Source organism: Paenarthrobacter sp. YAF11_1 (assembly GCF_052113445.1).
In the GTDB taxonomy this organism is placed as follows: Bacteria; Actinomycetota; Actinomycetes; order Actinomycetales; family Micrococcaceae; genus Arthrobacter.
The window spans coordinates 522,757-548,282 of the sequence record NZ_JBFRDF010000001.1 but is presented as its reverse complement, the minus strand read 5'-3'; the positions used below and the strand labels follow the sequence as shown (position 1 = coordinate 548,282).

The window sequence follows — 25,526 nt, the reverse complement described above, 5'->3', positions numbered from 1 at the left end:
GCCCCGGTCACGTTCGCGTGGCCGGGGCTTCGTGCGTCATGGAGACTGCCGGCAGGCATGCCTGCCCAAGCTATTGTGAGCGTTCGACGACGGCAGTAACCTGACGCTAAAAGCTGCGGCACGGGCATCACCCGGGCCGCCACCCACCCGCAGGTGAGCCATGACAGCTCCGGACACAGACTTGGACCTGGGACGCTCAGCATTTCACGAGCGCCGCTGGAACGATGCCCTGAATTGCCTCGTCCGCGCCGATTCCGAGGGCGGCCTGCCTCCCCAGGACATCGAGCTGGCCGCCTCCGTGGCGATGCTGCTTGGCTTGAACGCGCAGAGCGTGGAGTACCTCGCGCGAGCCCACGACGAATTCCTGACCATGGGGGATACAGACAGTGCGGCCCGCTGTGCCGCGTGGCTGGTTATGTTCCTGATGGACATGGGCGAGCATGCCCAGGGCAATGGCTGGTTGTCCCGCGCCAGGCACCTGCTGGACGGCATGGCCGGACCATGCGCCGCCGAAGGGTACCTGCTCATTCCCGCTGCCCTGGGCGCGCTTCGATCCGGCAACCCGGGGACGGGCCATGAAATGTTCAGCCGGGCCTTGGAACTGGGCCAGTCCTTCCATGACAAAGACCTTCAGGCGCTGGGGCAGCTCGGTGTAGGTACCTCACGTGTCTCCCTGGGAAACGTGGAGGACGGGCTCCAACTCCTGGACGAAGTCATGGTGTCGGTCACCTCGGGGGAGGTTTCGCCCATACCAGCGGGCATCATCTACTGTGCAGTCTTGGGCAGTTGCCGCCTCTCGCATGATGTAAGGCGTGCCCACGAGTGGACCTCAGCATTGGAACGCTGGTGTGGTGAACGCCCGGACATGGTGATGTTCAGCGGACAATGCCAGGCGTACCGGGCCGAGCTGCTCATCCTGCATGGGGCATGGGACGAGGCACTCTCTGTGGCGCGCGCCGCCGAAGGCCGGGTCAGGAAGGGCGACCCCGACGCGACGTTCGGATCCTGGTACCAGCAAGGCGATGTACTGCGGCTGCAAGGATTCCTTGACGAAGCTGCGAAAGCCTACGCTACTGCGGCCGGGACAGGTTTTGAGCCAGTTCCCGGCATTGCCTTGCTTCAGTTGGCGCAGCACAGGGCGTCCCAGGCGCAAGCCACTATGCGGCGTGCCTTGGCAGAAGCAGACACGGCCAATCGTCGACGATTGCTCCCCGCCGTCGTCGAGATTGAGCTCGCCTTGGGAGACGTGGCTGCGGCGAGGGCAGCTTTGGACGAATTATCCGGGCCACTGCACGCCGTATCCGGAGCCCTGCAGGCGGCCAGCCGTCCCCTGGAGTTGGCGCTCGCTTCGCACGCGGCGGCGCAGGTCTTGCTGGCCGAGGGTGACCCCACGGCTGCCCTCCGCGAATCTCGGGGAGCCTGGCGGATCTGGTACAGCCTGGAGGCGCCCTACCAGGCAGCCCGGTGCAGGGTGCTTGCCGGCCGTGCTTGCGCACTGCTGGGAGACCCGGATTCGGCCGCCATGGAGTTTGCCGCGGCCAAGGCCGACTTCGCGGATCTCGGGGCAACACCAGCGGTTGCGGACGTGCTGGAACTCGCCGGCGAAAAGCCCCACGGCCAGTCGTCGCTGACGGGCAGGGAAATGGAAGTCCTGCGGCTGGTGGCCGCTGGACATTCAAATCGGATCATCGCCCGGGAGCTGTACCTCAGCGAAAAGACCGTGGCACGCCACATAAGCAACATTTTGTCCAAGCTCGCGGTACCGTCCAGGTCAGCCGCAACCAGCTACGCCTTCGAGCACGGCCTGATCCACTGAACCCTCTCTCACGTCCCGTGTGGTTCGGCCGGTCCCTATCTCACGTCCCGTGTGGTTCGGCCGGTCCCTCTCTCAGATCCCGTGTGGTTCGGCCGATCCCACTCTCACCTACTGCGCATAAATACCCATGCCGTGTGGAACTGGATGCGTCTTTCTGCCGACGCGACGGGAGGGGTTGGACTCATAGCTTGGCTGTATCAGGACCCCGCAGAACCAAGAACGGAAGGACAACCAGCCATGGAGTCGCAGCAGCACCCAGCCCGCACGGACACAGACCGGAAGTACATAGACAAGCAGCACCCAGACCAGCAGCACACTGACCTGGACACCATCATCGTGGGAGGTGGCCAGGCCGGGCTCGCGCTCGCATACTGGCTGGCCAAGGAAGGCCGGGAGTTCCTCATTCTGGATCAGCATGGAAGGCCAGGGGATGCCTGGCGTCAACGCTGGGACTCCCTCAAACTGTTCACACCGGCCAAATATGACGGACTTCCCGGCTGGCCTTTCCCCGGAGACCGCCTTGCCTTCCCCACGAAAGATCAACTGGCCAACTATCTGGAGGACTATGTGCGTCGTTTCGACCTCCCGTTCGTGTCCAGTGTCCATGTTGAGGACATCAGATCCGAGGGGGAGGGATTTGTTGTCGCGGCAGGGGACCGGCTCTGGCGCACGCGCAACGTGGTGATTGCTACCGGCGGGCACCATCTTCCGAAACGGCCCCCGTTCGCAGGAGAGCTGGATCCGGACATAGTCCAGCTGCATTCCCAGGACTACAAGAACCCGGGGCAGTTGAGGGAGGGAACAGTGCTGGTGGTAGGGCTTGGAAACTCGGGGGCGGAGATCGCCCTTGACGTTGGAGGGTCGCATTCCACCGTTCTTGCAGGGAAGCCAAGCGGCGAAATGCCTATGAAGCACGGCAGGGCAGCGGCTCGTTTCGCCTTGCCAGTAGTGAAGTTCCTGGGGGTCCGTGTTCTAACGCTCAACACGCCGATCGGACGCAAGGCCGCCCCGGGGTTCAAATCCATGGCGGCGCCACTGATCCGGACCAAGACCAAGGACCTGGCCGCCGCGGGGGTGCGGTTGGTTCCAAGGCTGGCGGGCGTTTCGGGAGGCTTACCGGTCCTGGACGATGGGACAAAGGTGGAGGCCGCGAACGTTATTTGGTGCACGGGGTATCACGAGGAGTACTCGTGGGTGAAACTGCCGGTCTTCGACGAACAGGGTGAACCGAGGCAGACCAGGGGAGTGGCAAACGATGTTCCCGGAGTGTTCTTCATCGGTCAGGAGTTCCTCTTCGCGGCAGCCTCGGCAACGCTTCCCGGGGTCTGCCGGGATGCCCGCTACCTGGCCCGCCGGTTGGCAACGGAGCGACGTCCGGAGCCGGAGGGTCGCCGGGCCAAGGAAACCCGCTTGCCGATGAGCCGGTAGAACAGTAAAACCCCAGCCGCAGCTGACACGATGCCCACCAGGTTGAGTGCCAGCTGCATTGCTGATCCGGCCGCTTTGCTGTATTCACCCAGAACCAACGCAACGGCAACGTAGCCTGCAGCCGGAACAGTCGTGACGGAAATGAACACACCCACCAGCGCCGAGGAACGGTGGCTGATCATGGACAGCATTCCAGCCGCACCAGCGAGTGCGGCCACTATCAGTGAGTACGGACCCGGGTGGTAGATGAACTCTACGGCTGATCCCCGCTCCAGCGTGTCGCCCGGAAACAATCCGAGCGGCACTGAGAGCCACGCTGCAACTGCCGTGACCAGCATGGCGAGCGGGAAACCGACGCCCAGCGCGAGCAACGAGGCACGTACCAACCGCCACTTCCGTTCCACCAGCCCCACTGCCAACGCGGCGAGCGGTCCGAACTCTGGTCCCACCACCATTGCGCCCACAATCGCGATCGTGGAATCGGTCACAATGCCGATCGCCGCCAACTGCGTTGCAATCACCAAAAATGCCAGGAAGCTCCATGTCAGTTTCGAGTCCTCGCCGGTTTGTCTGGACACCTCGTCCCAAATGACGGAATCGGCCGACTCACCGGGAGCGGATGCCTCGGCGTCGTCAGCGCGCTTGGACAAGACCAGGTCGGGTGACGATATGGAGATGGAGCCCAGGTCCGGGACCTTGAGGGCATGAAGCCGCTCGATCAGTTCTTCCGCGGATTCCCGGGCGATTTGAACGATGATGACATCGCCGGGTGGCACCACCGAAGCACCTTCGTGGACGGCTACCTCGGCGGCTCCGGTCTGGTCGGAGCAACACCTCACGACGGCGTCGGACATCTCTGCCGGTACGCAGAGGCGCAGCTGCACGATCATGGGTTTCCTTTCCTCCGGCCCGGCTCCAGGATAGTTCCGTCACGTGCGCTTGGCCGTGATTCAAGCACAGGCCACGCACCGGCGGGACTGGGAAAATGCATAGCTGGGCCTGAACTAATTGACCCTCGGAAGTCGGTCCATCAGACGGTCCCGGCTGGGTGGGGGCCACCAAACCGCGTATGATTGATGCTTTGTGCCACAGCTTTTGAGGAACTGCCTAACGTGACTATGCCAACGATCCCAGCCCCTGCCCGCGCCGGCAGGCGGTCTTCCGGACCCGTTGCAAAGTCGAAATTCCGTCCCGAGATCCAAGGTCTTAGGTCCCTCGCCGTCTTGATGGTGGTCAGTTACCACATCTGGATCGGACGGGTTTCCGGCGGCGTCGATGTGTTCCTCCTGATCTCTGCCTTCCTCATGACGCTGCAGTTCACCGGCCGGTATAAACAGGGCCGGCCCATGGACCTTTTGCGGCACTGGCTGCACCTGTTCCGGCGGCTGCTTCCCGCCGTCGTGGTGGTTCTGTTGGCCACGCTCGCGGCGACGTTTGCCTTCCTTCCGCCCACGAGGTGGGTAGAGGTGGTCCACCAGGCGTGGGCTTCACTGTTTTACTTCGAAAACTGGCTCCTGCAGGGCCTGGCGGTGAATTACTACGCAACCGACCACAGCCTCGCCAGTCCGCTCCAGCACTTCTGGTCCCTCTCCATCCAGGGCCAGGTGTTCATCCTTTGGCCCGTCATTTTCGCCACCGTCGCAGTTCTTTGCCGCCGGTTCAGCCTGAGGTACCGGGCCACTCTCGCGTACGTTTTTGCGATTATTTTTGTCCTCTCCCTCACCTACTCCGTCATCTTCACGGCCACCAACCAGGCGGTAGCGTACTTCGATACGTTTGCGCGCCTGTGGGAGTTCGCCTTGGGCACGTTGCTGGCGCTGATTCTCCCGGGGTTGAACTTCGCCAAACCCATCCGCGTCATCATGGGATGGATCGGCGTGGCCGCCATGCTCAGCTGCGGCGTCCTGCTGCAGGTGCAGACAGCATTCCCCGGGTTTGTTGCCTTGTGGCCCACGCTGGCCGCTGTTGCCGTGATTGCCGCGGGCCAGACCGGGAGCCGTTTGGGCGTGGACAGGATCCTGAGTTCAAAATTCCTGGTCCGGCTGGGTGACAACTCCTATGCCCTTTACTTGTGGCACTGGCCCATCCTGGTGATCGCCCTGGCGTGGAGCGGCAAGGACCATGCAGGTTGGCTGTCTGGAACGGTCATCATCGCACTGTCGCTGGTGCTGGCGTTCCTGACCACCAAGTATGTGGAGAAGCCGTTCCGGGAATGGACGTGGCCCGAGGTCAAGCGCCGCCGTTCGGCCATCGCCATCGCAGCCTGCCTTGCCGTGGCGTGCGCGCCGCTCTTGGGTTTCCAGTACAAGCAGGACCTGGACCTCAAAGCAGCTCAGGCCCAAGCGTTCAACGACAACCCCGGTGCCCACGCGCTGGTCCCTGGGTACGTGGACCTCGTCAGCGATGGCGCCAAGACGCTGCCCACCGCTGAGCAACTTCCGGAAGACTGGGCAACGTTGTCGGGTCCGTGCGAGGGCGATGCCAAACCGGAGGACAAGCAGCTGCAGGACAAGTGCCAGCAGAACAACGTGGGGGAAGACGCCGACAGGGAAATCCTGGTGTTGGGCGACTCCCACTCCCAGCAGTGGCTGGCCGCGCTGGGCCCGCTGGCCGAAGCGGAACATTGGAAGGTGACTGCCCTTTTGCTGGGCGGATGCCATTTCATGCCGGAGAACCCGGACGCCGATTCCGGCTGCAACGACTTCAACGCGGCCGCTTTCCGCTACGCAGCCGAGAAGGCGCCGGACACTGTCTTCATGGTGGGAACCATGGCGTCCCCGTCGTCACCGGATGAGCAGTTGGTGTACGGCTTTGAACAGACGGTGACCAACCTCAACGACCTCGGCATCGAGGTGGTGGCCATCCGCGATAACCCCCGATATGACTACAACGTCACCGAATGTGCGTTGTCCAAAGGCGTTGACAGCGCTGATTGCAAGTCCGACCAGCCCGAGGTCCTTGCCGCGGAAAGCCCCTTCGCAGCCGTGCAGGGAACGTTCGGCAACGCAGCCTTCCTGGACATGACCGACCTCCTCTGCGACGGCATCACCTGCCCCAGCGTGGTAGGAAACGTGTTCGTGTATTTGGACGACAACCACCTGTCCAGGACGTATGTGACCAGCATGGCCGAGATGTTTGAAGAAAGGTGGTTTGCCGCGACCGGGTGGCAGCGATGATGGACGCACCTACAGCAGTGACGGCACCTGCCCGGGAGAAACGCACGACGGCGAAGCCCGGCTTCCGCCCGGAGGTCCAAGGCCTGCGCGCCCTGGCTGTGCTGATGGTGGCCGCCTACCATATTTGGCTTGGCCGGGTCTCCGGCGGGGTTGACGTCTTCCTGCTCATTTCGGCATTCCTGCTGACCTTGTCCTTCACACGCAAACTCGAGAACGGGAAGCCTCTGAGGCTCCTGCGGCACTGGCTGCATGTCTTCAAGCGGCTGCTGCCCGCCGTCGTCGTGGTCTTGTTGGGGGTCCTGACTGCTACTTGGGCCTTCATCCCGCAGAGCCGGTGGCCGGATGTCCTTGCGGAGGCGTGGGCATCGCTGCTCTACCGGCAGAACTGGCAGCTGGCAGACACCGCTGTGGATTATTACGCCCAGGATCATTCGGGAGCGAGCCCGCTCCAGCATTTCTGGTCCCTGTCCGTCCAGGGCCAGGTGTTCATCCTGTGGCCCTTGGTCTTCGCCGCTGTTGCCTTGCTGCAGCCGCAGGTGGCCAAGCTCTTCCCGGACCGGAAGGCAGTAACCCACCGGACGCTCCTCTTCGTGGCCTTCGGGGCCGTCTTCGTGGCATCTCTGGTGTACTCCATCGATCAGACCACCAACAACCAGGCCGTGGCGTACTTTGATACCCGTGCCCGCCTCTGGGAGTTCGCGTTGGGCTCTTTGCTCGCCCTCGCTCTTCCGTACCTGAAGCCCGGACGCCGGCTCCGCGTATTCCTGGGGTGGGCCGGTATTACCGCCATGCTCGCCTGCGGACTGGTCCTCACCGTGGACCGATCCTTCCCCGGCTTTATCGCGCTCTGGCCGACGCTCGCCGCCGCGGCGGTCATCATCGCCGGGCAGAGCACCAGCCGTTTCGGTGTGGACCGTATCCTGAGCTCGCGGCCGCTGGTGGTGGTGGGGGATAACTCCTACGCCCTTTACTTGTGGCACTGGCCGGTCCTGGTGTTCTTCCTGTTGGTCTCCGGGACCACCACGCCCAACCTCCTTCAAGGGTTGGGGATCATGGCCTTCTCCATGCTGCTGGCCGTTGCCACCACCAAATACGTGGAAGTTCCCATGCGCCGCTGGAAGTGGCCGGATGTGCGGTCCTGGCGTGCCGCCGTCGTGGTTGCCGCTTGCGGCGCGTTGCTGGCGCTCCCCGTTACTGTTTGGCAGGGGGCCATCGCATCTGAAAGCGCGGCGATCGCCGGCCAGCCCAAGGAACTGACCCCTGGAGCCGCGGCGTTGTCCCCGGAGTTCGTTGGTGAACCTACCCAGGAAGCAATGATCATCCCTGCGCCTGCCGCGATGAAGGACGAATGGGCCGACATTGACGGCCTGTGCACTGGCGACAACGTGCCCTCGGACCCTTTGCTGGAGGGCTGCCTTCAAAACGATGAACCCGAGGAAGTCACCAAGGAGATCGTGGTGCTCGGTGATTCGCATGCCCAGCAGTACATGGCTGCGCTGGGCCCCATCGCCAAGCAGCACGGGTGGGAAGTGGTGACGCTCTTGAAGGGCAGTTGCCGGTTCGGCGCCGAGTCCCCTGAACGGACCGATGAATGCAACGAGTTCAACAAGGCAAGTGCTGCCTACGTCATGGAGCACCAGCCGGATGCCGTCTTCACGGTAGCGTCGCTGACCCACGCCACAGCGCCCTTTGAGACCGAAGTGCCCGGCTACCTTGAAGGCATCCAGCCGTTCACGGATGCAGGAATGGACGTTGTTGGCGTCCGCGACAACCCCCGCTTCAGCATCAATATGCCGGAGTGCGTGCAGAAAAAGGGCCCTGATTCGCCGGACTGCAACGCCCCGCTGGAGGAGTCCCTGGCCGCGTCGTCGCCGCTGGACGACTACGTGGGCAAAGTGGACCGGCTCTACTTGATGGATATGAGCGACTTCATCTGCGAACAGGGCACCTGTCCGGCAGTAGTGGGCAACGTCTACGTCTACAAGGACGACAACCACCTCACCAAGACTTACGTGCAGAGCATGATCCCCATGTTCGAGGAGCGGCTCCTTGCCGCCACCGGTTGGTCCGGCGGCTAAGTCCAGTGCCGTTGCTCACACTCGGGCCTCGCGGAATATGGTGATCGGCGCGAAGGTTCTAGTATTTATCCAATACCTTCTGCACAGGTAATTTCTGTACAGGTACTTTATGCACAGGCCAGTCCCGTAATGACGGGCTGGTCATCAGTTGCAACCCCTACCAGTTAAGCCCCCGGAACCCAGGTAAGAGGCGCACACTCATGACCCAGCCCGAACACGATCCCTTTGGCTTTGTTGGCCTGACGTACGACGACGTCCTGTTGCTCCCGGGCCACACCGACGTCATCCCGTCCGACGCCGACACGTCCTCCCGCATCTCCAAGCGCATCTCCGTGCAGACGCCGTTGCTGTCCGCGGCAATGGACACTGTTACAGAGTCCCGCATGGCCATCGCCATGGCGCGCCAGGGCGGTCTGGGCGTTGTCCACCGCAACCTGTCCATCGACGACCAGGCCGAGCATGTGGACCGCGTCAAGCGCAGCGAATCGGGCATGATCACCAACCCGCTGACCATTGGGCCGCAGGCCACCCTGCAGGAGCTGGATGAGCTGTGTTCCCGCTACCGTGTGTCCGGCCTCCCCGTGGTGGACACCGACGGACGCCTGCTGGGCATTGTCACGAACCGCGACACCCGCTTCATTCCGGAATCGGAATTCCCGCTCCGCAGCGTCAGCGACGCCATGACCAAGATGCCCCTCATCACCGGGCACGTGGGCATCAGCCGCGAGGAAGCCTCGCACAAGCTCGCCACCAACAAAATCGAGAAGCTTCCCCTGGTGGACGAACAGGGCCGCCTTAAGGGCCTCATCACCACCAAGGACTTCACCAAGGCAGAGCAATACCCGCTGGCCACCAAGGACGACGAAGGCCGCCTGCGCGTGGGTGCCGCCATCGGCTTCTTCGGCGATGGCTGGGAGCGCGCAATGAAGCTGATCGACGCCGGCGTGGATGCGCTGTTCGTGGACACCGCCAACGGCCACTCGCAAGGCGTGCTGGACATGATCCGGCGCCTCAAGTCGGACCCGATTGCCGCCCACGTGGACATCATCGGCGGCCAGGCCGCCACCCGCGAAGGTGCCCAGGCGCTGATCGACGCCGGTGCCGATGGCATCAAGGTAGGCGTGGGTCCGGGCTCCATCTGCACCACCCGCGTGGTTGCCGGTGTTGGTGTTCCGCAGATCACGGCCATCTACGAATCAGCCAAGGCTGCCATCCCGGCAGGTGTTCCGCTGATTGCCGACGGCGGCCTTCAGTACTCGGGCGACATCGGCAAGGCGCTGGTTGCCGGTGCCGACACCGTGATGCTCGGATCCCTCCTGGCAGGCTGCGAGGAATCCCCGGGCGATCTCATTTTCGTCAACGGCAAACAGTTCAAGAGCTACCGTGGCATGGGCTCCTTGGGCGCCATGCAGTCCCGTGGCAAGAACACCTCCTACTCCAAGGACCGCTACTTCCAGGCTGACGTCTCAGGCGATGACAAGCTCATCCCTGAAGGCATCGAAGGCCGGGTGGCCTTCCGCGGACCGCTGGCTTCGGTGGCCTACCAGCTGGTGGGCGGCCTCCGCCAGACCATGTTCTACACGGGCGCACCGACCATCCCCGAGTTGAAGGCGCGCGGCAAGTTCGTCCGTATCACACCGGCAGGCTTGAAGGAATCGCACCCCCACGACATCCAGATGACGGTGGAAGCACCCAACTACGGTTCACGCTGATCCATCACCTGTAACAACAGTTGTTCCCCGCGGAGGCATCTCCGCGGGGAACAACTGTTTAACCGCCGTGCAGAAATGTCGGCGCATGAGAATAGGCTGGGGTCATGTCTGAAAAGCCCGCGCAACCGCGGCATCCGGAGTCCATCCGGTTGAACCCAACCCAGCCGGGGACGACGCCGCCCCGGAAGTTGGCGCTGCGGCCGTACGCACGTGCCGTCGGGCAGGTCCTGAAGGTGAGCTTCAAAGCATCACCCGTTGCGGTGATCATGAAGGTGCTTGGCTCGTTGATCTCCGCCACGCTTCCGTTGGTCACCACGTATTTTGCGGCCCTGACCACGACGGCCCTGGCCGCAGGGTATGCGGGGGATCCCAACGCCGGTCCCCAAGCCATCCTGTACGTCATCATCACTGCGGCACTGGGGTTGTTCTGGGGTGCCTTCAGCAGTGTTGACCGCTACATCCAACAGCTCATGAGCTTCAAGGTGGGCGCGATCGTGGGCGACATGATGTACCAGCGATTCCTGGCACTGGAGTTCTGGCGTTATGACGACAAAGAAACGGTGGACCTTTACGACCGCGCCAAGCGGTTCTCGGATTCGTACGCCCGCGTACTGGACAGGATTGCCGCAATCTTCACCCAGCTGGTCTCCGTGATCCTCGCCATCGGTGCGTTGGTCCTGGTCAGTTGGTGGATCGCCGTCATTGTCCTGGTGGCGATTGTGCCCAGCGTGTACCTGCAGTTCAAACTGTCACGCGAGCAAATCGCGCATTGGAACACCCAGGTGGATTCGCGGCGTCAACGCCGAATGATTGAACAGAACCTGCTGAGGCCCCAACATATTGCTGAGATGCGGCTCTACGGAATCGTGGGCTACCTCATGGACCTCCGGTCACGGCTCCGGGATGCTGACGAACGGCGGCGCCTGGACTTTCAAAAACGCTACATTCCCAAACAGCTGGTTGCGGACTCACTCCAATATGGCGCCGAGGTGGTGTCCTTGATTTGGGTCGTTGGGCAGATCATCGCCAGGGCACAGCCGGTCGGGCAGTTCCTCTATGTGCAGCAGATCGTCAGCCGGGCCCTGTCCACAGCCAACAACCTCGTATCTTCCCTGAGCTCCATTGACGAGGACCTCGCCAACCTCAAGGACTATGAGTTGTTCATGGCCTTGCCGGTTCCCAGTGGCAACGAACAGCCGCTGGTTTCGTCGCCCGGCACCGTGGAACTGCGGGATATCCGGTTCAGTTATACCGGAAGCGACATTGAGGTCATCAAAGGTATTTCCATGACCATCCGGGCAGGCCAGCACATTGCCATTGTTGGCGAGAATGGTGCAGGAAAGTCCACGCTGATCCGCATCCTGGCGGGCCTGTACCGTCCTGATTCGGGCCAGGTACTCCTGGACGGGGTGGACCTTGCCGGGATTGATGTCACCAGCTGGCACCGGCACTTGGCCGTGCTGAGCCAGGAGTTCCTGAAGTACGAGTTCGCAACGGCCGCAGAGAACATCTACTTGGGCGATGTGGACCAACCACGCAATGACGACCGCATCCGGCGGGCAGCCTCGGACGCAGAAGCCATGGAATTCATCAACAAACTGCCCAATGGGTTGGAAAACCATGTGAGCAACTGGATGGAGGACCCCCGCGGGCGCAAGGGCAGCGGCCTGTCCGGGGGCCAATGGCAGCGACTGGCCATGGCACGCAACTTCTACCGCGACGCCTCATTCATGGTCATGGACGAGCCGACGTCGGCTATCGACGCTTTGGCAGAGCACCGCATCTTCACACGGCTCTTCGCTGACCGGAGCAGCACCATCATCGCCATCAGCCACCGCCTTGCCACCATCGAGAAGGCAGACATCGTGTACATGCTGGAAGACGGCCGAATCGCGGAGCAGGGGACCCACAAGGAATTAGTGGCATTAAGGGGTCGCTACTTCCGGATGTTCGAATCCCAGCTCTCCGTGGACGAGACCAGCCAGAACACGCCCTGATACCTAAAGCGGCCCGTATCCGGCATCGCCATACGGGTCACGCCAGGTGGCGAGGTCCTGTTCCAGAAGCGCCCTGAAGCGAGGATCATTCACAGCCTTGCTCCGAAGTGATTCCCGGGAACGGCCCAAGATGGTGGCCGGGACGATGATCGCGGCCACCAGAAGACAGACGACAAACGCCAGGACCGCGACCAACGTCAGCAGAAGGGCGGGATCCTGCCAGGTCGATGGCTTGGCGGTAAATGCGAACACCCCGATGAAAGCGGTCAGGATGAACCCCACGAAGCCAAGCGCGCCCCGCAAGCTGCCGGGCCCACGATTGACGGGTGACCGGTCTGTTCGAGGCAGCCGGTCCCGCACCTTTGCATAGAAAATGCAGCAGAGTACGGCGATTGCTGCCCCGGGAAGGCTGAAGGCGGGAACCGGGGCGAACGTGCCAAGCCGGATGGCCAGGAGCGGGCCCAAGAGGATCAGGACTGCGCCCATCCCGATTCCGGCGGCCCAGGCGCCCATGTAGGAACCGCGTGCGGAGGCGATTTCCCGCAGGCGCGAGCGTGCGCCGCTCGGAGAAACGGCGGCGAGTTCCGCCGAAAGCCAATAGTCCAACGGGCGGGCAGGTTGGGGAAGAGGCGCGGGGCCTGTCTGGTAGCTCACCCGGGGTACGGCTCCAGGTCTGAGCGTACAGGGGTGCCGAGGGCAATGAGCTCATGTTCGTTGACAGGTAACGCTTGGATTTCTTTCTGCGCGGTCATTTCTGCCTTCTTTTAGCGGTTCTGCGTCCAGTTTACGAAGTGCCGCGATCCTGTGAGCCATCCTTGGGGTCATTTCCCACACTGTGTGACGTGTTCACTTTATTGGTGTCGAATCGGGGTTCCGGGAGGGGTCCAGTAAAGTAAGAGCCGTGACTTATGAGATTGAGATTGGCCGTGGCAAGCGTGGGCGTCGTGCCTACTCCCTGGATGACATCGCGATCGTCCCGAACCGCCGGACGCGTGACCCGAAGGACGTCTCTGTCTCCTGGCAGATCGACGCCTACAAGTTTGACACCCCGGTGATCGCTGCCCCCATGGACTCCGTGATGTCCCCGGACACAGCCATCGCATTCGGCCGCCTCGGTGGCCTGGGCGTCCTGGACCTCGAAGGTCTCTGGACCCGCTACGAAGACCCGCAGAAGGTGCTCGACGAGATCGCCGACCTGGCGGACGAGACCAGCAGCCCGGCCGTAACCCGGCGCATGCAGGACCTCTACCAGGCACCCATCCAGCCGGAACTCATCAGCTCCCGCCTCGCCGAAATCCGTGCCGCAGGCGTCACGGTGGCAGGGTCCCTGACCCCGCAGCGCACCCAGGAGCACTACAAGACTGTGGTGGCTGCCGGCGTCGACATCTTTGTTATCCGTGGCACTACGGTTTCGGCTGAGCACGTCTCCAAGAACCACGAGCCACTGAACCTCAAGCAGTTCATCTACGAACTCGATGTCCCCGTGATTGTGGGCGGAGCAGCCGGCTACACGCCTGCCCTGCACCTCATGCGTACCGGTGCGGCCGGCGTCCTGGTGGGCTTCGGCGGCGGCGCTACCACCACCACCCGCCGCGCCCTGGGCATCCACTCGCCCATGGCCTCGGCGATTTCCGATGTCGCTGCGGCGCGCCGCGACTACATGGACGAGTCGGGCGGCCGGTACGTCCACGTCATTGCCGACGGCGGCATGGGCAGCTCGGGCGACATCGTCAAGGCCATCGCCATGGGCGCCGACGCCGTCATGCTTGGCAGCGCATTGGCCCGTGCTGAAGAGGCACCAGGCCGCGGCTGGCACTGGGGTCCGGAAGCACACCACCTTGAATCACCCCGGGGCGACCGCGTCAACGTCGGCACTGTCGGTCCGCTGGAAGAGGTCCTCTTCGGACCCGGCCACCATACCGATGGCACGTCCAACCTGATCGGTGCACTGCGCCGTTCAATGGCAACAACCGGCTACTCGGACCTCAAGGAATTCCAGCGGGTCGACGTCGTTGTCTCGCCTTACGCAGGCAACTGACAACTGCGCGCTCAAAGCCCCCTGTTGGCTGCCGATTCCTCTCGGCGCCAACGGGGGCTTTCTCTGTTCGGGGGCAATTCCCGCTTCATGGCTGCCCGCCTTTGCCCTGCCCAATGCGGCGGGCAGCAAGTAGGGTAGGGGACTACCAGCTGTTGCGTTTGAGGAGGGGTCCGATGAGCAATGTCGCAGGCGGTCCACAGGCGAGTTCTCCGGGAGCTTTGAGCCCGGAATCCCGTGCCGCATCGATCGAAGTCCTGAAAGCCACCGCCGAACCCGGCAAGGAGCTCGACATCCTGATCGTTGGTGGCGGCGTGGTGGGGGCCGGAGCCGCGCTGGACGCCGTGACGCGCGGCCTCACAGTGGCGATTGTCGAGGCCCGGGACTGGGCGTCGGGAACCTCATCGAGGTCCTCCAAGCTCATCCACGGAGGTCTCCGATACCTGGAGATGCTCGATTTCGGCCTTGTCCAAGAGGCTCTCCAAGAACGGGGACTGCTGATCCAGCAGATCGCCCCCCACTTGGTTCGCCCCGTGCCCTTCCTGTATCCACTGACGCGCAGGTTCTGGGAACGTCCCTACGTCGGTGCGGGAATCATGCTTTACGACACGTTGGGCCTGACCTCCGGGCACAGCCGCGGCGTTCCCATGCACAAGCACCTCTTCAAGCGTGGCACCCTGCGCGCGGCTCCCAGCCTGAAGGATGACGCGTTCGTGGGGTCCATCCGCTACTACGACGCACAGGTGGACGATGCCCGCCTGGTGGTCAACGTGGTCAGGACCGCTGCCCATTACGGCGCTCATGCGGCCAACCGGCTTCGGGTGGTGGACTTCCTTCGCGAGGGTGAACGCGTGGTGGGGGCAAAGCTTGAAAACCAGGAAGATGGCAGCGTTTTTGACGTTCGGGCCAAGCAAGTGGTCAATGCAACGGGAGTCTGGACGGACGAAACGCAGGCCATGGTTACGGATCGCGGCCAACTCAAAGTCCGCGCGTCCAAAGGCATCCACTTGGTGGTGCCGCGCGACCGCTTCCAATCAACAGTGGGCCTGATCCTCCGTACGGAAAAATCGGTGCTTTTTGTCATCCCCTGGGGCCGTCATTGGATCATCGGCACCACGGATACCGACTGGACGCTGGACAAGGCGCATCCGGCTGCCTCCAGCAAGGACATCGATTACGTCCTGGAGCACGTCAATAAGGTCCTCAAGCGTCCCCTGACCCGTGAGGACGTGGAAGGCGTCTACGCCGGCCTCCGGCCTTTGTTGGCCGGCGAGAACGACTCCACGGCCAAGCTCTCGCGCGAGCACGTGGTGGCACATCCCGTTCCCGGGCTTGTGGTGGTCGCCGGTGGAAAATACACCACTTACCGGGTCATGGCCAAGGACGCCGTGGACGAGGCCACCAGGGCCATGGACGAGCGAGTTCCCTCAAGCTGCACCGAGACCATTCCACTGCTGGGAGCGGAAGGTTTCAAGGCCGCCTGGAACCGGCGCGGGCGTTCTGCTGAAGAAGCCGGCGTCCACGTCGCCCGGGTTGAGCACCTGCTGAACCGTTTCGGGTCCATGACTCCCGAAGTGCTGGAGCTGATCTCCCAACGACCGGAACTGGGGGAGCCACTGCCGGGTGCCGATGATTACCTTGCCGCGGAAGTCGTCTACGCGACAACCCACGAGGGTGCCCGCCATGTCCATGACGTTTTGACGCGTCGAACCCGGATCTCGATCGAATCGTGGGACCGGGGTGTGGCAGCCCTCCCGGTAGTAGCTAAGCTGATGGGAGAAATCCTTGGCTGGAGCGAGAATCAGCGCGAGAGCGAGATCAAGCACTACCTGGCACGCGTGGAAGCTGAACGGCTCAGTCAGCAGCAGCCTGACGACGAATCGGCAGATGCCGCGCGCATGGGAGTGGATGACATCGTTCCCCTTCGCTGACCGGCTCAGGAAAATGCGGCCGGAAGGCCACACTGGAGGGAACACGACTTGGCTGAACCACTTGACCGGTATGACGCGGAACTGACCACCCCGGACACCGTCATCCTTGAACTCGTCGCAGAGGACAAGATCGACGCCGCTGCCCAACTGGCCCATAAGCTCCACGCTGCCGGCAGGATCAGCAACCTTGAAGGCTTCCTGGAGCAGGTGCACTCACGGGAGCACCAGCTGGCCACAGGACTTCCCGGCGGCATCGGCCTTCCGCATGCGCGCAGCGAGTTCGTGGACAGGATTTCCATCGCGGTAGGTGTGACCAAGTTCGGCCACGCCTTGGATTTCGGAGCAACCGACGGCCCCGCGACGTTGATCCTCCTCATCGCCACGCCTGCCAGTTCCTTTTCCGACCACCTCGAGGTTCTGGCCACCTTGGCGCGTTCGTTGTCCAAGGAGTCCTTCCGCGAGTCCCTCCGGCGGGCGCACGATCCCGAGGTCATCTCCGAACTCATCAACTCCAGCCTGGTGTTCTTCGACCACTAAAGATTGGGGCAGGCCCTTTCGTGTCGACTTCGTCGCCACGTAGGGACCCGGCTGCCCCACTCCGGGCCGTTTCGTTGTTCTACAGCCGGACGAAGTACGGTTAAGGGGTGTTGAAAACCGCGTTGAAACCCCGCTGGATCGCAGGACTGGTCTTTGCGCTTCTGTTATCCGGGGTGTTTGTGCTGCTCAGCCAGTGGCAGCTCAGCCGGTCCGCCCAGCACGAACCTCCGGCGCCGTCGAGCATCGAAGAAGTCAAACCGCTGGTGGACGTCCTCAAACCCGGCCAGTTCTTCCCCGGTTCCGTCTCGGACCAGATGGTCACGGCCACCGGATCCTACGATCCCGCCAAGCAGGTTCTTGTAGAGGGTCGCCTCTACAACAACCAAAAGGGCTTCTGGATCGTCTCGGCCTTTGCGGTCAACAACGCTCCCACGCTGAGCGGCGTTGCAGCCTCGCCCCAAACGTGGATCCCCGTGGCGCGCGGCTGGGTGGCAGATGCCGCCCAAGCCGGCCCGCCGCCGTCGGGCACCATCACTTTGACTGGTCGCCTTATTCCTTCTGAAGCGCCCGTACCAAACGTCGACGCCGGTCCGGGCCGTGCGTCCGCTGTGTCTGCCGCGGAGCTCATCAACACGTGGGAAGTGTCCAGCTACCCCGGATTTATCGCTGCGACATCGGAAGTCTCCGGCGGCGTGACCATTCCCCTGGGCGATAGCGTCAAGGCCCTCAACATCCCGCCCCAGCCGCCTGCAGAGCAGGTCAACTGGCTGAACCTCTTCTACGCAGTTGAATGGGTTGTCTTCGCCGGGTTCTCGATCTTCATCTGGTGGCGTCTGGTCAAGGATGACTACCGACGCGACCTCGAGGAGGACGAGGACGAGTATGAAGACGGCGACGACGATGACGCGGAGCCTGCCAAACCCGTGGATGCTACAGAAACTACAAGCCCAGAGCCAGAACAAAAGGTGCAGCAATGATTGAGCCAAAACCGGCCATCCAGCCCGAGCAATCCGGACCCAAGCCCAAGAAGCGTCGGTTCGGCGGAACGGAAGCCCAGATCCGTTCGGCGTTGAATTTTTACAAAGTCATGGCGTACCTGACCGGCGCCATGCTGCTCCTGCTGTGCGCGGAACTGATCGCCCGCTATGGGTTTGGAGTTTCGCTGTTTGCCGGCGGCACGAACGCTGTCACTGGCCAGCCCTTCGGCTTCGGCTTCGCGGAATCCGAACCCAAAGGCGTGATCGGCGGGTTCAACATCTCCACGTCGGTGCTGATCGTGCACGGTTGGATGTACGTGGTGTACCTGGTATCCAACTTCCGCCTGTGGTCGCTCATGCGCTGGCCGTTCTCCAAGATGGTCCTCCTGGCACTGGGTGGCGTCGTTCCGTTGCTGTCCTTCATCGTGGAGAAGAAATTCCACGCGCAGGTGGAGGCCGAACTGGCAGCCAACCCGCAGGCTTCCAAGCGCTACTAGCACTGCCCACTGCTTCCCGTTGCGGGCTGCGCGACGGGAAGCACTGTGAGATGCCTAACGACGGGGCCCGTTTTGGCCTCCGGCCGCCCTCGTCAACGTGCGCCGGGGCGGCCCGGCAAAGTAGTCTTGTCTGGTGACTACTCCCACCGCACCCCAAACTTCCCAGAAGCCGGTGCTGGTTGTTGACTACGGTGCCCAGTACGCGCAGCTGATTGCCCGCCGCGTCCGCGAAGCGAATGTGTATTCGGAAATTGTTCCGCATACCTTCACCACCGAGCAGCTTCTGGCCAAGGACCCCGCAGCCATCATCCTCTCCGGAGGACCCTCCAGCGTGTACGCAGAGGGAGCCCCGAGCGTCGGTGCTGATCTCTTTGAAGCCGGGGTGCCTGTTTTTGGCATTTGCTATGGCTTCCAGGCGATGGCCAATGCGTTGGGTGGAAAGGTGGCCCAGACGGGTCTCCGGGAGTACGGCGCCACTGAAGCGCTCGTTGTCGGCGATGCCCGGTCCATCCTGGACGGCGTCCCCTCCTCCCAGAACACCTGGATGAGCCACGGCGACTCCGTTCAAGAGGCCCCCGAGGGTTTTGACGTCCTCGCCTCAACGGCCGGTGCGCCGGTGGCTGCTTTTGCCAACGAAGACAAGCGCCTCTACGGCGTCCAGTGGCACCCCGAGGTCAAGCATTCCGTCCACGGCCAGCACGTCCTTGAGAACTTCTTGTTCAAGGGTGCGGGCCTGAGCCCCAACTGGACTACGGGCAACATCCTCGAAGAGCAGGTGGACCGGATCCGCCAGCAGATCGGGGACTCCAAAGTCATCTGTGGCCTTTCCGGCGGCGTTGACTCAGCTGTAGCTGCGGCTTTGGTCCAGCGCGCCGTTGGCGACCAGTTGACCTGTGTCTTCGTTGACCACGGCCTCCTGCGTGAAGGCGAAGCCGAACAGGTTGAGCGCGACTTCGTGGCAGCCACCGGCGTCAACCTCTACGTCGCCAATGAGCAGGAACGCTTCCAGTCGGCACTGGCCGGCGTCAGCGATCCCGAAACCAAGCGCAAGATCATTGGCCGCGAATTCATTCGTGCCTTCGAAGAAGCGGAGCGGGCCATCATCGCCCAGGCTGCTGCCGAAGGCGAGAAGATCAAATTCCTGGTTCAGGGCACCTTGTACCCGGACGTCGTCGAATCAGGCGGCGGTGAAGGTGCTGCCAACATCAAGAGCCACCACAACGTGGGTGGGCTTCCCGAGGACCTGCAGTTTGAGCTGGTTGAGCCGCTGCGGGCCCTGTTCAAGGACGAGGTCCGTGCTGTCGGTGCCCAGCTGGGGCTGCCGCAGGAAATCGTCGGCCGCCAGCCGTTCCCGGGCCCCGGCCTGGGAATCCGGATCGTGGGCGAAGTGACCAAGGAACGCCTGGACCTGCTGCGCAAGGCCGACGCCATTGCCCGTGCGGAGCTCACGGCCGCCGGGTTGGACAACGACGTCTGGCAGATGCCGGTAGTCCTCTTGGCCGATGTCCGCAGCGTTGGTGTCCAGGGTGATGGCCGTACTTATGGCCACCCGATCGTGCTGCGTCCGGTATCTTCTGAAGACGCCATGACGGCGGACTGGTCGAGGCTGCCCTACGACCTCCTTGCGCGGATCTCCAACCGCATTACCAACGAGGTCGACGGCGTAAACCGTGTGGTGCTGGATGTCACCAGCAAGCCACCGGGAACCATCGAGTGGGAATAGCATTTTGAGTGGCCGGCTTCCTGAGGGAGGCCGGCCACTGTGCTTGAACCCTCGGGGTGCCGTTGCCTGCGAAATCGGCAGGCACCTGTGAAATGACGGCGAATTTCGCGTCGGAACAGCGTTGCGGAGCGGACTGCCAAGGTATTCCCGCTACCCTCGAAGGTATGCCGGTATGGTCCAAGGCGTCTAAAGCTAGTACAGAAAAGAAGGCAGAAGTTGTGTCATTAGGTCAAGGCCAGGAAGAGGGCTCCGAAGAGCTCCGCAAATGGCTGTCTGGTCTTAAACCCGTCACCGGGGCGGACACGATGCTGCGTTTCGTCAAGACGCCCGAAGGCGCCATCGATCTGAGCAACGCGCACCCCTCGGGGCTCGCGCAGTTGCTGGCAGGTCGCAGAACACGCTTGTCTACGTTGATCCGCGACAGGCAACAATACTTGGTGGCGGCCCGTGCTGCCCGCAACATCAGGTCCAAGATCTTTGAGCTGAGCAACGATCGCGGCATCGAGGCCGGATATTTGTCCGCAGGCACAGTGGTGTGGACCTCTGCTGTGGGTGGAAAGCCGCAGCGTGTTTCGGCGCCGGTGATGCTCGCTTCCATCATCCTGACCATCAGGCCGGGCGAAGACGACTTTGAACTTCAGCTCACCGAGCAGGCACGCATGAACCCTGCCCTGGTGCGCCACCTCAAGTCAGTCCACGGCATCGTCTTTGACGTCAACGCAGTAGCGCGCATGGCCTACAACACGGCACGGTTCGATCCCCAGCCGGTGCTGGACCGCTTGGCTACGCTCGTCCAGCCGATCCACGGCGCCGAGGTGGAATTCAACTTGTTGGTCACCACCCTGGCTGACCTTTCGGGAAACCTCGATGATCCCTGGATCAACACGAACAACCCCACCGTAGCGGCGCTTGCTGAGGCGGCAAACGGTGGTGACGTTGAGCCTGAGCCCATCAAGGCTGGCCGATTCCCAAGCCTTGACCTTCGTGATCCGGCAGATGAACTCCTCCTGCTGGACGCTGACACCGACCAGCAGTACGTGGTGGATGCCGTCCGTGCCGGAGATTCCCTGGTTGTCAGCACCCCGCCGGGAAGCGGACAGACCCAAACGGCCATCAATGCGATCGGTGCGCTGGTCAGCGAAGGAAAATCCGTGCTGGTGGTAGGCGACAGGCAGTCCAGCCTGGGGGGCCTTTCCGCACACCTCGAATCGCTCGGCCTCGACTCCATGCTGTTCCGTCCGGGTAACGGGACCACGCCGCAGCAGCTCAAAGGCCAGTTGGTCCGCGCCATCATGCGCAATGAAAAAGCGCTTGAGCCACAACTGGGCAACTTGCATCAGACGCTGACAGGACACCGCCACGCACTGATGGACCATGTTGCCTCGCTGCACAACGTCCGTGAACGGTGGGGTTGCTCGCCGTACCAGGCCATGCAGTCGCTGGCAGAGCTGACGTCCATCCACCCCGCGCCTTCCACCACGGTCCGCTTGAAGCGAAGCGTCCTGGACAACATCAAGGACCGGGAAGAGTTGGCAGGCCGCCTGCGCCGGGCCGCTGAGCTTGGCAGCTTCAGCCGGTCGTCCACCTCCAGCCCTTGGTATGGAGCGCGACTGGTGACGCGCAAGGAGACCGAGGAAGCCCAACAACTCGCCCGCCTGGCAGAGGAAAAGCTTCCCGTCCTGCGGGACCGGATGAAGCAGGTGTCCGATCACGCTGAAATCCGGCTGGGGGATACCTTCACTGAATGGGGCGCGCAGCTCGAACTGCTCATTGCCGTCCGGGAGAGCCTGGATAAGTTCACTCCCGACATCTTTGACCGGCCGGTGCACGACCTCATTTCAGCCACAGCCAGCTCCGCTTGGCGCCGTGAGCGCAACTTGGAGATGCCCTCCATGCAGCGCTCCCGCCTGCGCCGGGTAGCCAAGGAATATGTGCGGCCCGGAGTCCACATCGCCGACCTCCACAGCTCCCTGGTCCTGGTTCAGGAGCAGCGGGCCCTGTGGGCCGGATACGCCACCACCCAGCGCCACCCCGCCGTGCCTTCCGGGCTGGCAGATCTTGGCGCGCTGTACAGGGAGCTGGACGGCGAACTGCACCGCCTTGGTGCTGCCCTCAAGCACACCAGCGCTGGTGGCTCCCTGCACGGGGCGCCGTACTTGGAGCTGATGGAGCGGCTGGAACGGCTGGTTGCTGACACGGCCACACTGGAGACACTTCCCGAGCGCACCCTCCTGATCGAGGAAATGCGCGAGCACGGCCTCGGTGAACTGCTGTCCGATCTGGCTGCCCGCGAAGTTCCTGCTGGCTCCGTGGCCGCCGAATTGGATCTGGCATGGTGGCAATCCGCTTTGGAAGCCATGATCAGCGGCGATGACTACCTGGCGATGTCCGATGGCGACTCCCTGCGTCGCCTCGAAGCCGAATACCGGCTCGCGGACCAGGCCCACATCGCCAGTGGTGCCGCGCGTCTCCGGTGGCAGTTGGCACAGAAATGGCATAAGGGGCTGCTTGAGCACCCCAGGCAGGCGGAACTGCTGCGGGCCCTGCTGAAGGATGGCAGGGTCACGTTGCCGGCGCTGAGCGCCCAAGCGCCGGAGCTTGTGCCACTGCTGGTGCCCGTTTGGTCGGTCAGTCCCTACCTCCTGACCGGTGTTCTTCCGGCCGAGCAAAAGTTTGACGCCGTGGTGGTCATAGACGCCGAATCCACCTCGCTGCAGGCCGTACTTCCTGCCATCGCCCGGGCGAAGCAAGTGGTGGCCTTCGGTGATGCGAAGATTGCCCATGCACGTACGTTCAGCGTAGCTGTGGAACCACCGGTAGCCGGTGTTGCCAGCCACGAGACCGTCGACAGCGCCTTCAAAGCGCTGGCAAGGGTCCTGCCCACGTGGCAACTGAATTGGGTCTACCGCGCCGTGGACGAGGATTTGATCCTCCAGTTGAGCAAGAATTACTACGACGGCGGCCTGCGCCGCCTGCCTGACGGCAACTCTGTCACGGGTCTGGACCGTTCCATCCTGGTGGAGTACATCCCCGATGGCACCGGACTTCCGGGGGCAGACCATGAAGGTGTGGAGTCCGTCACCGCCGAGGTCAATCGCGTGGTGGACCTCGTGTTCGAACACGCCAGGCTGCGGCCCCGCACGTCCTTGGCGGTGGTGACTGCCAGCTTGCGCCATGCTGCCCGTATCGGCGAGGCCATCAGGCTCCAACTGCCCAACCATCCCTTGCTGTCCACGTTCTTCGGCGCCGGCCCCGAATCCTTCCGCGTGGTGGATCTTGAGCGAGCCCAAGGGCTGGTTCGTGACCACGTGATCTTCTCGCTTGGCTACGGCCGCACGCCACACGGCCGGGCACTTCATTCGTTCGGTCCGCTGTCCGCTGAGGGTGGCCGGAACAGGTTCGCCTTGGCCATGACCCGCGCACGGCGTTCCATGCATGTCCTGAGCTGCTTCCGTCCCGAGGACCTTGACCTCGATCGGTTGGCCCATGGTGCAGTTGACTTCTACGAACTGCTTGACCGTGAACTTTCGGGAAACAGCAACCTCGGTACGCCCGCGTCCCGCGCTGTTGCCAGTGAGCAGGCGCTCGGTGAGGATCCCTTGGTCGCTGACCTCGGAGAACGCCTGCGGGCCCGGGGCGCCCGGGTCTGGCATCTCTACGATGGCGTTCTGGATATCGCTGCTGCGGCAGACCCCGTCCACACTATTGGCCGGGAGGGCGCGGAAATTCCCACGCCGGTCGCGATCGAATCCGATGGCACAGAACGCTACCGTCGGATGAGCGTCCGGGAACGCAGCCGGTTGCGTCCGCAGCTGCTGGAGCGCATGGGATGGCGCTACATGTCCCTGTGGACCATTGAGGTGTTCACTGATCCTTCGTCCTGCGCAGATCGCATCGGCTCCTACCTTGGGCTGGAAAATCACATTCCGCGGTCGACGTCGCCTCAGCATGGCTTCCTGGACATGGACGTTGAACAATTGAGTGTGGACAAAGGGCAGCCAACATTCGCTCCGAGTCCGGCACGGCAGGCACCAGGACAGCATGACGAAGCTGCCGGTGATGCAGGCAGCGAAGCAGAGAACGGGAAAGAAGTACCACTGATGGAACAAGCAACCGGTCCGGAAGAAGGGCCTGAGACGGAATCCGCCGTGCCCGGCGCCGACACCGCTGAAGAGCCCCTGGATGCCAAGGACGCCGGAGCCAAACCAGGCGTGAGTGGCATTCTTCCCACCAAAGCCGCGGAAGACGATCCCCGGCGCTGGGGCGATGAGTCCGGTTACGACCATGAGCAGTGGCTCAAGGAGCAAAAGCCGCCGCACTGGGGCTGACCGGCCACCACCACCTGAACGGCCCATCACGGGTTGACCAGAACAAAGAAAAGCTTGCCTTGCGTTGACGCGCCGGCAAGCTTTTCTGCTTGTTGTGGATCCGCAGCAACCACCACTAATCCTTCGGTGTCGCTGGTGCCCAGCCATTCGCCTGTCTTGCCCCCGTGGGCTGAGGTCCAGAGCACGGGGACAGGACCGGCGAGTACCTGGCTTTGCCTGGATTCGTCATAGGAACCGGCGGCCGTGAGGACCACTGTGACCAACTGCCCGGGGGAGAGGAGCTGGATGGACGACGGGTCGGCCATTCGCAGGGGAACAGCTGCGGTACCCATGGGTGATCCTGTAAGAAGCCCGGGACCCAGGAGGCTGGACTCCGTGGGGATCTGCCCCCGGCTCAAGGGTGCGGCCAGCTGGCGGCCGGCGAGGGCCCCGCCATCAGAGAGCGCCCCGGTCATGGCGAGGTCCTGGGGCACTCCCACACGGGTGAAATCGGCTTCTGTGAGAGTGGTTCCCGTTGGCAGGTCACGGGCGGCCGCCATGACGCTGATTCGCAGTTCCGAGGCCGGGGTCAGCTGTTGGACGGCGATGCCGGCGGCCAGGCACAGCAGGAGGGCAACTGTGAGGCGGCGGTTCCGGGCGATCCAGGAGCCGATCTTTCGCCTTCTGCCCTGAGGGGAAGAATGGTCCAGCGGCCGGGGAAAGCTTGCGGCATTGTTGCGCCGTTGAGACGACCGCCCTCTGGCACCAGATGGAACCGGGGGCCAAGGACCGCCAGACGACGCTGAACGCCGGGCGCGGGCAAGAAGGGCGCTTCGAGACTGTTGTGGCATGCGGCCACGTTAGCCAGCCAGCCGGGCAGTCCAATAGCGGCCAGAGGCGCTATGTGGAAAAAGGGGGGAAGTTAGCTGGCTGCAGCGGCCGGCGCCGGGGTGGCTGCTGGAGCAGACGACGCGGCGGCAGGTGAAGCAGGCGCGGCTGAAACAGTGCTGCCCTTGGCATCACGGGAATCAGTCCGGTAGAAACCCGAGCCCTTGAAGACGACGCCGACGCTGTTGAACTTCTTGCGAAGGGAGCCCTTGCATTCGGGGCACTCCGTCAGGGAGCTGTCGGAGAAGGACTGGACGATGTCAAAGGCATGGTCACAGTCTTTGCAGGCGTATGCGTATGTGGGCACTGAGTTCCTCCTTCAGGACAAAGGTCAGGTCCTGTGCAGCAACGGCGGAGATTTCGCTTCGCATTAGCAGTCGCAGGGCCTGAGTGCCAATTCTATCATCCGTCCACAGTGCATGCG

The 25,526-nt window shown here is 63.0% G+C and carries 17 protein-coding genes; 13 read left to right on the top strand and 4 right to left on the bottom strand.

The annotated features are described in order from the left end of the window. Positions 1 to 160 precede the first annotated feature (160 nt). A complete protein-coding gene (locus AB4Y77_RS02680; RefSeq protein ID WP_311215263.1) occupies positions 161 to 1,816 on the top strand; it encodes a response regulator transcription factor in 1,656 nt (551 codons plus the stop codon). A gap of 237 nt (positions 1,817 to 2,053) precedes the next feature. Continuing rightward, a complete protein-coding gene (locus AB4Y77_RS02675) occupies positions 2,054 to 3,244 on the top strand; it encodes a flavin-containing monooxygenase (protein ID WP_442012895.1) in 1,191 nt (396 codons plus the stop codon). On the opposite strand, the gene AB4Y77_RS02670 is transcribed toward AB4Y77_RS02675, so the two are convergent. Further along, complete coding sequence (locus AB4Y77_RS02670; protein ID WP_442012894.1) at positions 3,157 to 4,134, bottom strand: DUF389 domain-containing protein; 978 nt, start codon at positions 4,132 to 4,134, stop codon at positions 3,157 to 3,159. The two genes, AB4Y77_RS02675 and AB4Y77_RS02670, sit on opposite strands and share 88 nt — an antisense overlap. Before the next feature lie 228 nt (positions 4,135 to 4,362). Between AB4Y77_RS02670 and AB4Y77_RS02665 the strand changes: the two genes are divergently transcribed. The 4 genes from AB4Y77_RS02665 to AB4Y77_RS02650 all read left to right on the top strand — a co-directional run bounded on the left by AB4Y77_RS02665 (position 4,363) and on the right by AB4Y77_RS02650 (position 12,207). Next, entirely contained in the window at positions 4,363 to 6,420 is a 2,058-nt protein-coding gene (locus AB4Y77_RS02665) for an acyltransferase family protein (protein WP_442013054.1), read from the top strand. Continuing rightward, positions 6,420 to 8,498 (top strand): acyltransferase family protein, encoded by a 2,079-nt coding sequence (locus tag AB4Y77_RS02660; protein WP_442013053.1) that lies wholly within the window; start codon positions 6,420 to 6,422, stop codon positions 8,496 to 8,498. The genes AB4Y77_RS02665 and AB4Y77_RS02660 overlap by 1 nt, the downstream gene beginning before the upstream one ends. Before the next feature lie 200 nt (positions 8,499 to 8,698). Then, entirely contained in the window at positions 8,699 to 10,210 is a 1,512-nt protein-coding gene (gene guaB, locus AB4Y77_RS02655) for an IMP dehydrogenase (RefSeq protein ID WP_311215259.1), read from the top strand. 104 nt (positions 10,211 to 10,314) lie between these two features. Then, the gene (locus tag AB4Y77_RS02650; protein ID WP_442012893.1) at positions 10,315 to 12,207 is read left to right on the top strand and encodes an ABC transporter ATP-binding protein; all 1,893 of its coding nucleotides are present in this window, start codon (positions 10,315 to 10,317) and stop codon (positions 12,205 to 12,207) included. Between the two features lie 3 nt (positions 12,208 to 12,210). Here AB4Y77_RS02650 and AB4Y77_RS02645 read toward each other — a convergent pair whose 3' ends face one another. Continuing rightward, positions 12,211 to 12,861 carry a hypothetical protein gene (locus AB4Y77_RS02645; protein WP_442012892.1) on the bottom strand — a complete coding sequence of 217 codons (651 nt, stop codon included), beginning with the start codon at positions 12,859 to 12,861 and terminating at the stop codon, positions 12,211 to 12,213. A gap of 247 nt (positions 12,862 to 13,108) precedes the next feature. On the opposite strand from AB4Y77_RS02645, the gene AB4Y77_RS02640 reads away from it, so the two are divergent. The 7 genes from AB4Y77_RS02640 to AB4Y77_RS02610 all read left to right on the top strand — a co-directional run bounded on the left by AB4Y77_RS02640 (position 13,109) and on the right by AB4Y77_RS02610 (position 24,235). Next, positions 13,109 to 14,245 carry a GuaB3 family IMP dehydrogenase-related protein gene (locus tag AB4Y77_RS02640; protein WP_442012891.1) on the top strand — a complete coding sequence of 379 codons (1,137 nt, stop codon included), beginning with the start codon at positions 13,109 to 13,111 and terminating at the stop codon, positions 14,243 to 14,245. Positions 14,246 to 14,418: 173 nt separating this feature from the next. Further along, a complete protein-coding gene (locus AB4Y77_RS02635; RefSeq protein WP_442012890.1) occupies positions 14,419 to 16,173 on the top strand; it encodes a glycerol-3-phosphate dehydrogenase/oxidase in 1,755 nt (584 codons plus the stop codon). A gap of 48 nt (positions 16,174 to 16,221) precedes the next feature. Continuing rightward, on the top strand, positions 16,222 to 16,710 hold the full coding sequence (locus AB4Y77_RS02630; protein WP_311215254.1) for a PTS sugar transporter subunit IIA: 489 nt from the start codon (positions 16,222 to 16,224) through the stop codon (positions 16,708 to 16,710). Positions 16,711 to 16,817: 107 nt separating this feature from the next. Next, on the top strand, positions 16,818 to 17,687 hold the full coding sequence (locus AB4Y77_RS02625; protein WP_311212868.1) for an SURF1 family protein: 870 nt from the start codon (positions 16,818 to 16,820) through the stop codon (positions 17,685 to 17,687). Then, positions 17,684 to 18,184 (top strand): DUF3817 domain-containing protein, encoded by a 501-nt coding sequence (locus AB4Y77_RS02620; protein ID WP_442012889.1) that lies wholly within the window; start codon positions 17,684 to 17,686, stop codon positions 18,182 to 18,184. The genes AB4Y77_RS02625 and AB4Y77_RS02620 overlap by 4 nt, the downstream gene beginning before the upstream one ends. A 133-nt stretch (positions 18,185 to 18,317) precedes the next feature. Next, complete coding sequence (guaA, locus tag AB4Y77_RS02615) at positions 18,318 to 19,907, top strand: glutamine-hydrolyzing GMP synthase (protein ID WP_311212867.1); 1,590 nt, start codon at positions 18,318 to 18,320, stop codon at positions 19,905 to 19,907. Positions 19,908 to 20,071: 164 nt separating this feature from the next. Continuing rightward, a complete protein-coding gene (locus tag AB4Y77_RS02610) occupies positions 20,072 to 24,235 on the top strand; it encodes an AAA family ATPase (protein WP_442013052.1) in 4,164 nt (1,387 codons plus the stop codon). Between the two features lie 26 nt (positions 24,236 to 24,261). On the opposite strand, the gene cpaB is transcribed toward AB4Y77_RS02610, so the two are convergent. Next, entirely contained in the window at positions 24,262 to 25,065 is an 804-nt protein-coding gene (gene cpaB / locus AB4Y77_RS02605) for a Flp pilus assembly protein CpaB (RefSeq protein WP_311212866.1), read from the bottom strand. Between the two features lie 71 nt (positions 25,066 to 25,136). Then, positions 25,137 to 25,409, bottom strand: coding sequence for an FmdB family zinc ribbon protein (locus tag AB4Y77_RS02600; RefSeq protein ID WP_311212865.1), 273 nt, complete (start codon positions 25,407 to 25,409; stop codon positions 25,137 to 25,139). Positions 25,410 to 25,526: the final 117 nt, after the last annotated feature.

Bases quoted from the DNA above. Each gene is read 5' to 3' on its own strand.
- AB4Y77_RS02680 (WP_311215263.1), top strand. From the start codon at position 161: ATGACAGCTCCGGACACAGACTTGGACCTGGGACGCTCAGCATTTCAC.
- AB4Y77_RS02675 (WP_442012895.1), top strand. From the start codon at position 2,054: ATGGAGTCGCAGCAGCACCCAGCCCGCACGGACACAGACCGGAAGTAC.
- AB4Y77_RS02670 (WP_442012894.1), bottom strand. From the start codon at position 4,134: ATGATCGTGCAGCTGCGCCTCTGCGTACCGGCAGAGATGTCCGACGCC.
- AB4Y77_RS02665 (WP_442013054.1), top strand. From the start codon at position 4,363: ATGCCAACGATCCCAGCCCCTGCCCGCGCCGGCAGGCGGTCTTCCGGA.
- AB4Y77_RS02660 (WP_442013053.1), top strand. From the start codon at position 6,420: ATGGACGCACCTACAGCAGTGACGGCACCTGCCCGGGAGAAACGCACG.
- guaB (WP_311215259.1), top strand. From the start codon at position 8,699: ATGACCCAGCCCGAACACGATCCCTTTGGCTTTGTTGGCCTGACGTAC.
- AB4Y77_RS02650 (WP_442012893.1), top strand. From the start codon at position 10,315: ATGTCTGAAAAGCCCGCGCAACCGCGGCATCCGGAGTCCATCCGGTTG.
- AB4Y77_RS02635 (WP_442012890.1), top strand. From the start codon at position 14,419: ATGAGCAATGTCGCAGGCGGTCCACAGGCGAGTTCTCCGGGAGCTTTG.
- AB4Y77_RS02620 (WP_442012889.1), top strand. From the start codon at position 17,684: ATGATTGAGCCAAAACCGGCCATCCAGCCCGAGCAATCCGGACCCAAG.
- AB4Y77_RS02610 (WP_442013052.1), top strand. From the start codon at position 20,072: ATGCCGGTATGGTCCAAGGCGTCTAAAGCTAGTACAGAAAAGAAGGCA.
- cpaB (WP_311212866.1), bottom strand. From the start codon at position 25,065: ATGCCACAACAGTCTCGAAGCGCCCTTCTTGCCCGCGCCCGGCGTTCA.